The sequence below is a fragment of the Streptomyces sp. NPDC048419 genome, assembly GCF_043200415.1.
In the GTDB taxonomy this organism is placed as follows: domain Bacteria; phylum Actinomycetota; class Actinomycetes; order Streptomycetales; family Streptomycetaceae; genus Streptomyces.
In genome coordinates this window covers 420,381-433,522 of sequence record NZ_JBICXT010000003.1, presented here as the reverse complement: position 1 = coordinate 433,522, position 13,142 = coordinate 420,381, and the positions used below count along the sequence as shown (strand labels likewise).

The 13,142-nt window shown below is 70.7% G+C and carries 13 protein-coding genes; all 13 read right to left on the bottom strand.

Annotation, left to right across the window (positions count from 1 at the left end):
* Window positions 1–225: 225 nt before the first annotated feature.
* The gene (gene nusB, locus ACGFYN_RS09710) at window positions 226–660 is read right to left on the bottom strand and encodes a transcription antitermination factor NusB (protein ID WP_393865226.1); all 435 of its coding nucleotides are present in this window, start codon (window positions 658–660) and stop codon (window positions 226–228) included.
* Between the two features lie 2 nt (window positions 661–662).
* A complete protein-coding gene (gene efp, locus ACGFYN_RS09705; RefSeq protein WP_393865225.1) occupies window positions 663–1,229 on the bottom strand; it encodes an elongation factor P in 567 nt (188 codons plus the stop codon).
* 52 nt (window positions 1,230–1,281) lie between these two features.
* On the bottom strand, window positions 1,282–2,388 hold the full coding sequence (locus ACGFYN_RS09700) for an aminopeptidase P family protein (RefSeq protein WP_393865224.1): 1,107 nt from the start codon (window positions 2,386–2,388) through the stop codon (window positions 1,282–1,284).
* A gap of 87 nt (window positions 2,389–2,475) precedes the next feature.
* The gene (locus ACGFYN_RS09695) at window positions 2,476–3,333 is read right to left on the bottom strand and encodes a Pro-rich N-terminal domain-containing protein (RefSeq protein ID WP_393865223.1); all 858 of its coding nucleotides are present in this window, start codon (window positions 3,331–3,333) and stop codon (window positions 2,476–2,478) included.
* A gap of 188 nt (window positions 3,334–3,521) precedes the next feature.
* On the bottom strand, window positions 3,522–4,613 hold the full coding sequence (gene aroB / locus ACGFYN_RS09690) for a 3-dehydroquinate synthase (RefSeq protein WP_393865222.1): 1,092 nt from the start codon (window positions 4,611–4,613) through the stop codon (window positions 3,522–3,524).
* A complete protein-coding gene (locus tag ACGFYN_RS09685; RefSeq protein WP_393865332.1) occupies window positions 4,610–5,092 on the bottom strand; it encodes a shikimate kinase in 483 nt (160 codons plus the stop codon). The genes aroB and ACGFYN_RS09685 overlap by 4 nt, the downstream gene beginning before the upstream one ends.
* A 32-nt stretch (window positions 5,093–5,124) precedes the next feature.
* Complete coding sequence (aroC, locus tag ACGFYN_RS09680) at window positions 5,125–6,309, bottom strand: chorismate synthase (RefSeq protein WP_393865221.1); 1,185 nt, start codon at window positions 6,307–6,309, stop codon at window positions 5,125–5,127.
* 211 nt (window positions 6,310–6,520) lie between these two features.
* On the bottom strand, window positions 6,521–7,336 hold the full coding sequence (locus ACGFYN_RS09675; protein WP_393865220.1) for a shikimate dehydrogenase: 816 nt from the start codon (window positions 7,334–7,336) through the stop codon (window positions 6,521–6,523).
* Window positions 7,336–9,063: an endolytic transglycosylase MltG gene (gene mltG / locus ACGFYN_RS09670; RefSeq protein WP_393865219.1), complete on the bottom strand. Its 1,728-nt coding sequence runs from the start codon at window positions 9,061–9,063 to the stop codon at window positions 7,336–7,338. The genes ACGFYN_RS09675 and mltG overlap by 1 nt, the downstream gene beginning before the upstream one ends.
* A gap of 122 nt (window positions 9,064–9,185) precedes the next feature.
* Window positions 9,186–9,650, bottom strand: a complete 465-nt coding sequence (gene ruvX / locus ACGFYN_RS09665) for a Holliday junction resolvase RuvX (protein WP_393865331.1) — start codon at window positions 9,648–9,650, stop codon at window positions 9,186–9,188.
* Between the two features lie 2 nt (window positions 9,651–9,652).
* The gene (gene alaS, locus ACGFYN_RS09660) at window positions 9,653–12,325 is read right to left on the bottom strand and encodes an alanine--tRNA ligase (protein ID WP_393865218.1); all 2,673 of its coding nucleotides are present in this window, start codon (window positions 12,323–12,325) and stop codon (window positions 9,653–9,655) included.
* Window positions 12,325–12,678, bottom strand: coding sequence for a hypothetical protein (locus ACGFYN_RS09655; RefSeq protein WP_384264959.1), 354 nt, complete (start codon window positions 12,676–12,678; stop codon window positions 12,325–12,327). The genes alaS and ACGFYN_RS09655 overlap by 1 nt, the downstream gene beginning before the upstream one ends.
* 7 nt (window positions 12,679–12,685) lie before the next feature.
* Window positions 12,686–13,138 carry a DUF948 domain-containing protein gene (locus ACGFYN_RS09650; protein WP_393865330.1) on the bottom strand — a complete coding sequence of 151 codons (453 nt, stop codon included), beginning with the start codon at window positions 13,136–13,138 and terminating at the stop codon, window positions 12,686–12,688.
* Window positions 13,139–13,142: the final 4 nt, after the last annotated feature.

The following is a 13,142-nucleotide window of genomic DNA, read 5'->3' as shown; positions in this document are numbered from 1 at the left end:
GGCGGCGACTGCGACTGCCGGGGGGCCTGCCTGGCGCCGGGGGCCGGCCCCCCCCCCCCCCCGGCCCGGGGGGGGGCCGCCCCACCCCGGCCCCCCCCCCCCCCCGGCGGCTTTCTGCGGCCTTCAGGGGCGCCGGAGGCCCAGGGACACCCCAGGGCACGGGACGACACGCCAGGGGGCCCGCAGCGCTCACGCCGCGGGCCCCCTGGGAAATGCCTGCCTGTGCTACGCCTCGTCCCGGCGCAGCGAGGGCTTCAGCTCCTTGAGCCGGCCCAGCAGACCGTTGACGAACGCGGGCGACTCCTCCGTGGAGAACTCCTTCGCCAGCTGCACCATCTCGTCCAGCACGACGGCGTCCGGGGTCTCGTCGGCCCAGATCAGCTCGTAGGCTCCGAGACGCAGGACGTTGCGGTCCACCACCGGCATCCGGTCGAGCGTCCAGCCCACCGAGTACTGCGCGATCAGCTCGTCGATGCGCTTCGCGTGCTTCGCGTAGCCCTCCACGAGCTGCATGGTGTACTCGCTGACCGGCGGCTGCCGGGTGTCGTCCCGGGACAGCCGGATCCAGTCCGCGAGGACCGTCAGGACGTCGGCGCCGCGCTGGTCGCCCTCGAAGAGGATCTGGAAGGCGCGCTTGCGGGCCGTGTTGCGGGCAGCCACGGTTAGCTGTTCACCCGGCCGAGGTAGTCGCTGGTACGGGTGTCGACCTTGATCTTCTCGCCGGTGGTGATGAAGAGCGGGACGTTGATCTGGTGGCCGGTCTCCAGGATGGCGGGCTTGGTGCCGCCGGTGGAGCGGTCGCCCTGGACGCCCGGCTCGGTCTCCTGGATGACGAGCTCGACGGCGGCCGGCAGCTCCACGAAGAGCACCTCGCCCTCGTGCTGCGCGACGGTGGCGGTGAAGCCCTCGATCAGGAAGTTGGCGGCGTCGCCGACGGCCTTGCGGTCGACCATGAGCTGGTCGTACGTCTCCATGTCCATGAAGACGAAGTAGTCGCCGTCCATGTACGAGAACTGCATGTCGCGCTTGTCGACAGTGGCCGTCTCGACCTTGACGCCGGCGTTGAAGGTCTTGTCGACGACCTTGCCGGAGAGCACGTTCTTGAGCTTGGTGCGCACGAAGGCCGGGCCCTTGCCGGGCTTGACGTGCTGGAACTCGACGACGGACCAGAGCTGGCCGCCTTCGAGCTTGAGCACAAGGCCGTTCTTGAGGTCGTTCGTGGAAGCCACGGTTGCGGAATCTCCTGGACTGACGTGGACGACCCCGGGGCACGCACCTTGCCTATAGTGCGAGCAGCTCCTTGGTCGTGATGGTGAGTAGCTCGGGTCCGCCGTCCGCCTCGGGGCGGACGACGAGCGTGTCATCGATCCGGACGCCGCCCCGGCCCGGGAGGTGGACCCCGGGTTCGACGGTGACCGGCACGCAAGCGTCCAGTTTACCCATGGCCGCAGGGGCCAGCTGCGGGTCCTCGTCGATTTCGAGTCCCACGCCGTGCCCCGTCATGGGCGGCAGCCCTTCGGCGTGCCCCGCGGAGCCCAGTACCTGACGGGCGGCCCGGTCCACGTCACGGCAGGCCGCACCGGGCATAAGCGCCTCCCGGCCCGCGCGCTGGGCGGCGAAGACGACGTCGTAGAGCTCGATCTGCCAGTCCGCGGGAGACGTGCCGATGACGAAGGTGCGGCCGATCTCGCAGCGGTAGCCGCGGTAGGCGGCGCCCAGGCAGACGGAGAGGAAGTCGCCCTCCTCGACCCGGCGGTCGGTGGGCCGGTGGCCGCGCCGGCCGGCGTTGGGGCCGGTGGCGACGGAAGTCGGGAACGCGGGGCCGTCGGCGCCGTGGTCGACGAGGCGCCGCTCCAGTTCGAGAGCGAGGTGCCGTTCGGTGCGGCCTACCAGGATGGACTCCAGGAGCTCGCCGAGGGCCTGGTCGGTGATCTCCGCGCCGATGCGCAGGCAGGAGATCTCCTCCTCGTCCTTGACGATCCTGAGCTGTTCGACGGAGGCCGCGAGATCGGTGAGGCGCAGCCGCGGGACGACCGAACGGATGGCGCGATGACGCGCCACGGTGAGGTGGTGCTCCTCCACGGCGAGGGTGTCGGCGCGCTGTGCCTCGGCGAGGTCGGCCGCGGCCACGGCGGGATCGCCTGCGGTGCCGGGCAGGGTCTGCGCGCGCAGGGCGTCGTCCACCCGGCCGTCCGCGACGCGGTCCTCCGGCGGGCCGGCGCAGAGCAGCAGGTCCTCGGTCTTGCCCAGCAGCAGGACGGCGCCCCGCGGGGCCGTGCCCGCGAGGTAACGGACATTGGCGGGGCGGGAGATCAGGGCGGCTTGGCTGCCGCCGGCATTGCAGCGTGCCCTCAGCCGGGCTCGGCGGTTCGCGTACACCTCTGACATGAGACGAGCGTAGGAGGGTTGGGCGATTTGTGCCGGTTCTGAAGGTGCCGTTCGGGGGACGGGGGCCGCGGCTCGACGCTGCCCCCGCTACCAGTTCGGCGGGCTCGCGATCGATCTCGCCAGTACGTCGTCCAGGACGCGGGCGGTCGCCGGCACGTCCAGCTGGGAGTTGTCGATGATCGGCAGGCCCGAGCCGTACCACCCCGCCATGCGGCCGTGGATGCGGGCGACCTCCTCGTCGGTCAGGCGGCGGTTGCCTGCACGTTCCGCGTTGCGCTCCAGCACGATCTCCAGGCCGGGCAGGAGGACGACCGGCAGCAGGCCGGGGCCCACATGGCGCTTCCAGCCGCCGAGCCCGACGACCGGGCGGTCGGGGAAGACGGCGTCGTCGAGGATGCAGGAGATGCCGTTGGCCAGGAAGTTGCGGGCGGCGAAGCCGCAGGTGCGGCGGGCGAGGCGGTACTGCGCCTCGGAGTTGTCGTTCCACCCCGACTGAGGGTCGGCGAAGCCCGAGCGGACCCATTCGCGTACGTCGTCGAGGCTGATGTGGGCGGTGGGGACGCGGCGGTGGTCCGCCCAGTACTTGGCGACGCTGGTCTTGCCCGCGCCCGCCGGGCCGATGAGCAGCACCGCGAGGGTCGTGCCCGCCAGGTCCGGCGCGCTCGGGGCCTGCGGTGCGCTGGGCATGGCGACCGGGCCGCCGGGCGGCAGCGGTACATGGCCGGTGGTCTCCGGCGGCGGTGCCGGGACGTGCTGCGGCGGGGCCGGCGCCACGGGCGCCTGGGGGTGGCCCGGCGCCGGGGGCGGTGGGGGCACGGGGGGCGGGCCCTGGTGCGGGTCCGCATGATGCGGACCCGGGTGGTGCGCGGCCGGCGACCAGCCGGCGGCCGGTCCGTGCCCCGGCTGGTGGGGCGGCGGCAGCGGAGAACCCACTGCGTGCTGCATCCGGTGCCACTCCGTCTCGTTCTCAATGGGCTCGGTGTCGCCGCAGGCAATCGGCGCCCGGCAGCGAGGCGCGAGTCCCGCTCGCTACCGAACGGTACCTTCCCCGGCCGCCGTTTGGTGAACGGCCGGGGACGGCTCGAAGTGCCCAGCCACGCAAGGCAAATCGGACGGATGACGTTCCGGAGGACTTACTCCCCCACCTCGCCGTACGCGGCGAGCAGCACGGCGGGGTCCGGGCCCTCCAGGACGGTCGGCTTGGCCAGGCCGTCCAGGACGATGAAGCGCAGCAGGTCGCCGCGGGACTTCTTGTCGACCTTCATCGTCTCCAGCAGCTTGGGCCACTGGTCGTGGCGGTAGTGCAGCGGCAGTCCGACCGACTCCAGGACCGCGCGGTGCCGGTCGGCCGTGGCGTCGTCCAACCGGCCCGCCAGACGGCCCAGTTCGGCCGCGAAGTGCATGCCGACCGCGACCGCGGCGCCGTGCCGCCACTTGTAGCGCTCGTTCTTCTCGATCGCGTGGCCCAGCGTGTGGCCGTAGTTGAGGATCTCCCGCAGACCCGATTCCTTCAGGTCGGACGAGACGACCTCGGCCTTGACCCGGATCGAGCGCTCGATGAGCTCGGCGGTGTGCGGGCCGGCCGGTGTGCGCGCCGCCTGCGGGTCGGCCTCGATCAGCTCCAGGATCACCGGGTCGGCGATGAAGCCGGCCTTGATGATCTCGGCGAGCCCGGAGACGTAGTCGTTGACCGGGAGGGAGTCCAGCGCGGCCAGGTCGCACAGCACACCCGCGGGCGGGTGGAAGGCGCCGACCAGGTTCTTGCCCTCGGCGGTGTTGATGCCGGTCTTGCCGCCGACGGCGGCGTCCACCATCGCGAGGACCGTGGTCGGGATGGCGATCCAGCGCACCCCGCGCAGCCAGGTCGCCGCGACGAACCCCGCCAGGTCGGTGGTGGCGCCGCCGCCCACGCCCACGATCACGTCGGAGCGGGTGAAGCCGGACTGGCCCAGCGCCCTCCAGCAGTAGGCGGCGACCTCGGCGGTCTTGGCCTCCTCCGCGTTGGGCACCTGGATGGCCACGGCCTCGAAGCCCTGCCCGGCGAGATCGGCGCGCAGGGCGTCACCGGTCTCGGCCAGCGCTTCGGGGTGGATCACCGCGACCCGCTTGGTCCGCTCCCCCACCAAAGTGGCCAGCTCGCCCAGGAGCTGACGGCCCACCAGAACCTCGTACGGGTCGCTGCCCGCGCTCCCGCCGACCTGGATGCGGGTGACTGCCTCGCTCATGCTTCCTTCAACTCCAGTGCGTCCAGGGCAACTTGGGTGACCTCTTCGGGCGTGCGGCCGTCGGTGGCCACGACCGCCGTGGCGATCTGCTCGTACAGCGAGCGGCGGGCCTCCATCAGCTCGCGCCACTGCTTGCGCGGGTTGACCGCGAGCAGCGGGCGGGCGGTGTTCAGGCCGGTGCGCTTGACCGCCTCCTCGACGTCCATCGAGAGGTAGACCACCCGCTGCCCGGCCAGCAGCGCCCGCGTGTCCGCGTCCAGGATCGCGCCGCCGCCGAGCGCCAGCACGCCGTCGTGCTCGGCCAGCGCCCTGTGCACCGCCTGCTTCTCGATCGCCCGGAAGGCCGTCTCGCCCTCGTCGACGAAGATCTCCGCGATGGTCCGGCCCTGCTCGGCCACGATGTCGTCGTCGGTGTCCCGGTAGCCGACACCGAGCCGCCCGGCCAGCAACTGACCCACCGTCGACTTGCCCACGCCCATCGGGCCCACCAGCACCACCACCGGCACCGCGCTCACCGGATGGCCAGGTTCTCGAGGTAGGAACGCACGTTACGGCGGGTCTCCACGACGTTGTCGCCGCCGAACTTCTCCGCCACCGCGTCCGCCAGCACCAGCGCCACCATCGCCTCGGCGACGATGCCGGCGGCCGGCACCGCGGACACGTCCGAACGCTGGTGGTGCGCCTGAGTCGCCTCACCGGTGCTCACGTCCACCGTCTGCAGCGCCCGCGGCACGGTCGCGATCGGCTTCATCGCCGCCCGCACCCGCAGCAGCTCGCCCGTGCTCAGACCGCCCTCGGTGCCACCGGAACGCCCGGACACCCGCCGGATGCCCTCCGGCGTGTTCACGATCTCGTCGTGCGCCTTGGACCCCGGCACCCGCGCCAGCTCGAACCCGTCACCGATCTCCACGCCCTTGATCGCCTGAATGCCCATCAGGGCACCGGCCAGCCGCGCGTCCAGCTTGCGGTCCCAGTGCACGTGCGAGCCCAGGCCGACCGGAACGTCGTAGGCGAGCACCTCGACCACACCGCCCAGGGTGTCGCCGTCCTTGTGGGCCTGGTCGACCTCCGCCACCATCGCCTTCGACGTGTCCGCGTCCAGGCAGCGCAGCGGGTCGGCGTCCAGCCTCTCCACGTCGGCCGGCGTCGGGTACACACCCTGCGGCGCCTTCACCGAGCACAGCTCCACGACATGGCTGACGATCTCGATGCCGGCCGTCTCCTTCAGGTACGACCGCGCCACCGCGCCCAGCGCGACCCGGGCCGCGGTCTCCCGCGCTGAGGCCCGCTCCAGAATCGGCCGCGCCTCGTCGAAGCCGTACTTCTGCATGCCCGCCAGGTCCGCGTGACCGGGACGCGGACGGGTCAGCGGCGCGTTGCGGGCCAGGCCGGCCAGGATCTCCGGGTCGACCGGATCGGCCGCCATGACCTGCTCCCACTTCGGCCACTCGGTGTTGCCCACCATGATCGCGACCGGGGAACCCAGGCTCAGACCGTGCCGGACACCGCCCAGGAAGGTGATCTCGTCGCGCTCGAACTTCATACGCGCACCGCGTCCATAGCCGAGCCTGCGCCGGGCCAGGTGGTCCGCCACCATCTCCGTCGTGATCGGCACGCCGGCCGGAAGGCCCTCCAGCGTCGCCACGAGTGCGGGACCGTGGGACTCCCCCGCGGTCAGCCAGCGCAACCTGCTCAACGGTGCTCCTCAGTGCTCGCGCCCTGGTACTGCCCTGCGTACGCGCTTCCTCGCGTACGGCGACGGCGTGACCAGGTGCGCGGCCCCGGCCCGCCACCTCCGATCCTCCCACGTCCGCGGTGCACCGTTGCTCCCGGTCCGGCAGACGGACACAGGGCTGACAGACGGGGGTCCCGCGCCTGACAGACGCAAGGGTGAGGGGTCCGGACGGTCAGCGCGGCTGCGCGGCCTCGCGCATCGCCGCCAGCGGCGAGCGCGGATCACCGGTGAACTGGCGGAACTGGAAGACCGCCTGGTGCACCAGCAGGTCGAGGCCGCCGAGCACCTGTCCGCCGCGGGCCTCCCAGGCCGCGGCGAGCGGGGTGGGCCACGGTTCGTAGAGCACGTCGAAGAGGGTGCCGACCTGCTCGGGCAGCCGCTCGGCCAGCGCGTCGGTGCCGCCGGCGGGCGTCGTGGAGATCACCAGGGGTGCCTCGAAGGCGCGTTCCGCGTCGGCCCAGTCGGCCGGGCGGACCTGGACGCCGAGCCGCTCGCCCCACTGCCGCATCTCGTCCGCGCGCCGCTCGCTGCGGACGTAGACCGCGACCTCACCGGTGCAGATGCGGGCGAGTGCCGCGAGCGCGGAGGAGGCGGTGGCCCCGGCGCCCAGGATCGCGGCCGACTCGGTCTTCTCCACTCCACGCTCGTGCAGCGCGGCCACCAGTCCGGGGATGTCGGTGTTGTCGCCGGTCCGGCGGCCGTCGGGGTGGAACACCACGGTGTTCACCGCCTCGACCGAGGCGGCCGTGTCGGTGATCTCGTCGAGCAGCGGGATCACCGCCCGCTTCAGCGGCATCGTCAGGGACAGCCCCGCCCACTCGGGACCGAGCTTCGCGAAGAACCCGGGCAGCGCCGCCTCGTCGATCTCGAACCTGCCGTACGACCAGCCCTGAAGGCCGAGCGCCCGGTATCCCGCGGTGTGCAGCTGCGGGGACAGGGAGTGGGCGATGGGCGAACCGAGCACGGCCGCCCGCCGGGTCGTCTTCATCAGCTCTTTTTCCTCGACGCATTGAATTCGTCGACCAGCTTGTTGTGCTCGGCGAGCGTCTTGGTGAACTTGCTGGTCTTGCCGTCCAACGAGATGAAGTAGTACCAGCCGTCGTGCGTCGGGTCGAGCGAACCCTTGATCGCCTCGGCGCCGGGGTTGTCGATCGGGCCGGGCGGCAGGCCCTTGATGTAGTACGTGTTGTACGGGTTGTTGTACTTCCGCAGCTCGGCGATGCTCAGGTCGATCTTGCTCTGGTTCTTCACGTAGTTGTACGTGGAGTCGAACTCGAGCGAGCCGTAGGTCTCGGGGTTGCCGGGCTTGAGGCGGTTGTAGACGACCTCGGCCATCTTGCGGAAGTCGTCGTGGCTCGTGCCCTCGGCCTGCACCAGGCTGGCCACGGTGAGCAGCTGCCAGGGGCCGGAGAGTCCGAGGCTCTTCGCCTTCTTCTCCAGGCCGAGCTCTTCGTAGGTGCCGTTGGCCCGCGAGACCATGTCCTTCAGGACGTCCTCGGGCTTCTGGCCCTTGGAGACCCCGTAGCTGGAGGGGTAGAGGAATCCTTCCAGCGGGTCCTTGAGGTTCGGATGGTTCAGCGCCCACGAGGGCAGGCCGAGCTTCTTGTAGTCCTGCTTCGCGACCTTCGCCGTGGTGCCCGCGGCGACCCCGAGACGGGTGTCGATCAGCTTGTAGACGGCCGTGTTGCGCATGCCCTCGGCGAAGATCAGGTTGCTGCGGCTCTTCGGGCTGAGCATCAGCTCGACCGCGCTCGCGGCCGACATCTGCTTCTGCAGCGTGTAGACGCCGTCCTGGATCGTCTTGCCCTTGGGGTTCGACTGCTGCGCCGAGACGAAGGCGTCGACGGACTCGACGACGCCCGCCTCCTTGAGCTTCTGGCCGATCACATAACCGCCGGCACCCTTGGGGATGACGACGGTGACCTGCTGGCCGTTCCCCTCGCCCGCGTAGTCCGGCGACGGGCCGAAACGATCCTGGTAGAAGTGGTAGCCGAAGTAGCCGACACCGGCGACACCGCCCGCGAAGATCGCCACCAGGACGAGGCAGGCGCACCCGCTGCGGCGTTTCTTCGGTTTCTTGCCGCCGCGGCCCTTGCGGCCGCCCGGCGCGTCGTCGTCCTCGTCGTCATCGTCGTCCCCGGCGAAGAAGGCGTGTTCGCCCTGGTCGGGGCCGGGGTCCCAATCGGTCTGACGCTGGGGTTCGGCCTGCCTGCGGGCCGGTGGTTCGGGCGGCGGATAGGCGTCGGGGGTGCCGTACTGGTCGGGCTGCTCGCCGCCGTACGAAGCGGCCTGCCGGCCGTACGGGTCCGAAGGATCGGTGTACTGGACGTGCGTGCCGGTTCCCCAGCCGCCCTGGTCATACGCCTGCTGACCCTGGTACTGCTGGCCCTGGTACTGCTGCTGACCCTGGTACTGCTCCTGGCCCTGGCGGTACTGCTGCTGATCCTGGGGGTACTGCTGCTGGTCCTGACCTGCGTAGTACTGCTGGTCGTAGCCCTGGTACTGCTGCTGCCCCTGGCCGTACCCGGACTGACCGCCCTGGCTCCAGTCGTCGTAGTACTGCTGCTGCGGCTGCTCAGGGTCGTGCTGCGGCTGGCCGCCGTAGGGGGACTGCCGGCCCGTCTGGGCCTGCTGTCCTCCCCATCCGTCGTTCCCGTAGAGCGGGTCCTCCGGATTCCACGGTTCGGAGCCTTCGCCCCGGCCATACTCAGTCATCGAACCCCTAGAGCCGCGAGGCAGCGGTTACGCGGCCTTTGGCCGGGTATCCGTCCCGCCTCTTGCTGTGCACCAGCTTTTCGAACAGCGGCGCAATCGCGCGGAACGTTACCGTATCGCGATCAGATGACCACTTCGACGCCCTCGCCGGGTGCTTTACCTGACACCCGTTCGGATTCGAGCGCCTGCTGGAGGATGATCACAGCGGCTGCCTGGTCGATGACCGAGCGGCCCTTCTTCGATTTCACGCCCGAGGCCCGCAGCCCCTGGCTCGCCGTCACCGTCGTCATCCGCTCGTCGACGAGCCGCACCGGGATCGGGGCGATGCCCTTCGCGAGCTCCTGGGCGAAGCCGCGGACCTTGACCGCGGCCGGACCCTCGCCCCCCTTGAGGGAGCGGGGCAGGCCGACGACGACCTCGATCGGCTCGTACTCCTCGACGAGTTGCTTCAGCCGCCGGTGAGCCTGGGGGACGTCCCGCCCGGGGACCGTCTCCACCGGAGTGGCGAGGATCCCGTCGGGGTCGCACGAGGCGACCCCGATCCGGGCGTCCCCGACGTCGACCGCGAGCCGGCGGCCTCTGCGCATCGTCACTTCGCGGTGTCCGCCACGAGACGCTCGACGGCGTCCACGGCCTCGCCGATCGCGGCCGGGTTCTGGCCGCCGCCCTGGGCGACGTCCGGCTTGCCGCCACCGCCGCCGCCGAGGGTCTTGGCCGCCGTACGGACCAGGTCGCCGGCCTTGAGGCCGCGCTCGCGGGCGGGCTCGTTGGTGGCGATGACCGTCAGTGGCTTGCCGTTGTTGACCGTGAACAGCGCGACCACCGCGGCGCGTCCGCCCTGGATGCGGCCGCGCACGTCGAGGACCAGCTTGCGCAGGTCGTCGGGGGTGGTGCCGTCCGGGACCTGGCCGGTGACGACGGCGATGCCGCGGACGTCCTTGGCCGACTCGGCGAGACCGGCGGCGGCCTGCAGCACCTTCTCGGCGCGGAACTTCTCGATCTCCTTCTCGGCGTCCTTCAGCTTGCCGAGCATCGAGGAGACCTTCTCCGGCAGCTCCTCCGAGCGGCCCTTGAGCAGCTCGGTCAGCTGGTTGACGACCGTGTGCTCGCGGGCGAGGAAGTTGTAGGCGTCCACACCGACGAGGGCCTCGATACGACGGACACCCGAGCCGATGGAGGACTCGCCGAGCAGCTTGACCAGGCCGAGCTGGGCGGTGTTGTGGACGTGCGTGCCGCCGCACAGCTCCTTGGAGAAGTCGCCGATGGTCACGACGCGCACGCGCTCGCCGTACTTCTCGCCGAACTCGGCGATGGCGCCCTGCTTCTTCGCCTCGTCGATGCCCATGACGTCGGCGCGGACGTCGAGGTCGCGGGCGAGCACCTCGTTGATCTTCTGCTCGACGTCGCTCATCACGGCCGTGGGAACGGCGGACGGCGAGCCGAAGTCGAAGCGGAAGCGGCCGGGCTGGTTCTCGGAACCGGCCTGGGCGGCCGTCGGGCCCAGCGCGTCGCGCAGCGCCTGGTGGGTGAGGTGCGTGGCCGAGTGGGCGCGGGCGATCGCCGTGCGGCGGCGGCCGTCGATGGAGGCGTGGGCCTTGGCGCCGACGGTGATCTCGCCGACCTGGACGACGCCCTTGTGGACGTAGACGCCCGGGACCGGCTTCTGGCAGTCGCGGATCTCGATCACGGCACCGGAGTCGGACTTGATCCGGCCGGTGTCGCCGATCTGGCCGCCGCCCTCGGCGTAGAACGGGGTGCGGTCGAGGACGATCTCGACCTCGTCGCCCTCGGTGGCGGCCGGGGAGGAGGCGCCGTCGACGAGGATGCCGACGACGGTGGACTCGCCCTCGGTCTCGCTGTAGCCGATGAAGTCGGTCTCGCCGACCTTGTCGGCGATCTCCCGGTAGGCGCCGGCGCCGGCGTGGCCGGTCTTCTTGGACTGGGCGTCGGCCTTGGCGCGCTCCCGCTGCTCCTTCATCAGGCGGCGGAAGCCGTCCTCGTCCACCGAGAGGCCCTGCTCGGCGGCCATCTCGAGGGTGAGGTCGATCGGGAAGCCCCAGGTGTCGTGGAGCAGGAACGCCTTGTCGCCGGCGAGGACCGCGGAGCCCGCGGCCTTGGTCTCGGTGACGGCGGTGTCGAGGATGTTGGTGCCGGCCTTCAGCGTCTTGAGGAAGGCGTTCTCCTCGGCGACGGCGACCTTCTCGATGCGCTCGCGGTCGGTGACCAGCTCCGGGTACTGCCGGCCCATCATCGCGATGACCGTGTCGATGAGTTCGAGCACGACCGGGCCGGTGGCGCCGAGCAGCCGCATGTTGCGGATGGCGCGGCGCATGATGCGGCGCAGCACGTACCCGCGGCCCTCGTTGCCCGGGGTGACACCGTCGCCGATGAGCATCACGGACGTGCGCATGTGGTCGGTGACGACACGCAGAGAGACGTCCGAGCCGTGGGCGTCGCCGTAGTGGACGCCGGTCAGCTCGGTGGCCTTGTTGATGACGGCCATGGAGGTGTCGATCTCGTACATGTTCTGCACGCCCTGCAGAATCATGGCGAGGCGCTCCAGGCCGAGGCCCGTGTCGATGTTCTTGCTCGGGAGCTCGCCGAGGATCTCGAAGTTGTCCTTGCCGATGCCCTCGCCGCGCTCGTACTGCATGAAGACGAGGTTCCAGATCTCCACGTACCGCTCGTCGTTGACGGCGGGGCCGCCCTCGGCGCCGAACTCGGGCCCGCGGTCGTAGTTGATCTCGGAACAGGGGCCGCAGGGGCCGGGGACGCCCATGGACCAGTAGTTGTCCTTCATGCCGAGGCGCTGGATGCGCTCCTTCGGCACACCGACGACGTCGTGCCAGATGCGCTCGGCCTCGTCGTCGTCCTTGTAGACGGTGATCCAGAGCTTCTCCGGCTCCAGGCCGTAACCACCCTTGTCCTGGGGGCTGGTGAGCAGCTCCCAGGCGTACTTGATGGCGCCTTCCTTGAAGTAGTCGCCGAAGGAGAAGTTGCCGCACATCTGGAAGAACGTGCCGTGCCGCGTGGTCTTGCCGACCTCTTCGATGTCCGGCGTACGCACGCACTTCTGGACGCTGGTGGCGCGGTCGAAGGGCGGCTTGACCTCACCCAGGAAGTAGGGCTTGAAGGGCACCATGCCGGCCGGGACCAGGAGCAGAGTCGGGTCGTCCGCGATGAGCGACGCCGAAGGGACGACGGTGTGCCCGCGCTCCTCGAAGAAGCTCAGCCAGCGGCGGCGAATCTCGGCCGACTCCATCAGTGGTCCTCATTCCGGTTGTACGAGTACGTCTGGTACGTCGAACCCTCGACGTACTTCGGTGTGCTGCGGTTCTCGATGGCCGTGTATCGCCGGGGCGCGGGGAGTTCGGGGGCCGCGTTGATACCGAGGGCCTCGCCGAGCTCCTCCTCGCGCTGCGCCATGTTGTCGCGCACGTCCAGCGCGAAGCCGACCGCCCGGTCCTTGATCCGGTGGCCGGCGTCGATCGCCTTGTTGGCGGCGGCCACGGCGAGGTTCTCGGGCGTGAGCTGCTTCAGCTTGCGATTGACCTTGGTGGTGGCCCACACACCTGCGGCGACGCCGGTGCTGAACCAGAAGGTACGGCGGAACATCGGTCGCTCAGTCCTTCTTTCGCCTGTTCCGCTTCTCCCGCCGCGCGGCCGGGACGGTGCGGCCAATGATCACGGTCTCCCTCGATGTCCTGGGGGGCGCGTCCTCCCTGCGGACGCCCAGGGCGCGGCGGACGCCGTAGCCGAAGGCCGCGACCTTGACCAGCGGTCCGCCGAAGGTGGAGGCGACGGTGGTGGACAGCGCCGACGCGTTCGACGTGACCTCCTGGACGTCGGTGGCGATGGCGTCGACCCGGTCGATCTGGGTCTGCGCCGACCGCACCGCCGCGGACGCGTCGGACAGCAGCGGCACGGCCTGGTCGGTCACCTCTGCCACCAGCTTGGTGGTCGCCCTGAGCGTCTGGGCCAGCCTCGCCAGCGCTACGGCGAGGAAGGAGACCAGGATCGCCCAGAAGACGGCCACCAGGATCCCGGCCACCTCTCCACCGGACACCTCGCGCACCCGC

Bases quoted from the DNA above. Each gene is read 5' to 3' on its own strand.
- ACGFYN_RS09700 (WP_393865224.1), bottom strand. From the start codon at position 2,388: ATGTCAGAGGTGTACGCGAACCGCCGAGCCCGGCTGAGGGCACGCTGC.
- ACGFYN_RS09695 (WP_393865223.1), bottom strand. From the start codon at position 3,333: ATGCAGCACGCAGTGGGTTCTCCGCTGCCGCCGCCCCACCAGCCGGGG.
- aroB (WP_393865222.1), bottom strand. From the start codon at position 4,613: ATGAGCGAGGCAGTCACCCGCATCCAGGTCGGCGGGAGCGCGGGCAGC.
- ACGFYN_RS09685 (WP_393865332.1), bottom strand. From the start codon at position 5,092: ATGGGCGTGGGCAAGTCGACGGTGGGTCAGTTGCTGGCCGGGCGGCTC.
- ACGFYN_RS09675 (WP_393865220.1), bottom strand. From the start codon at position 7,336: ATGAAGACGACCCGGCGGGCGGCCGTGCTCGGTTCGCCCATCGCCCAC.
- mltG (WP_393865219.1), bottom strand. From the start codon at position 9,063: ATGACTGAGTATGGCCGGGGCGAAGGCTCCGAACCGTGGAATCCGGAG.
- ruvX (WP_393865331.1), bottom strand. From the start codon at position 9,650: ATGCGCAGAGGCCGCCGGCTCGCGGTCGACGTCGGGGACGCCCGGATC.
- alaS (WP_393865218.1), bottom strand. From the start codon at position 12,325: ATGGAGTCGGCCGAGATTCGCCGCCGCTGGCTGAGCTTCTTCGAGGAG.
- ACGFYN_RS09655 (WP_384264959.1), bottom strand. From the start codon at position 12,678: ATGTTCCGCCGTACCTTCTGGTTCAGCACCGGCGTCGCCGCAGGTGTG.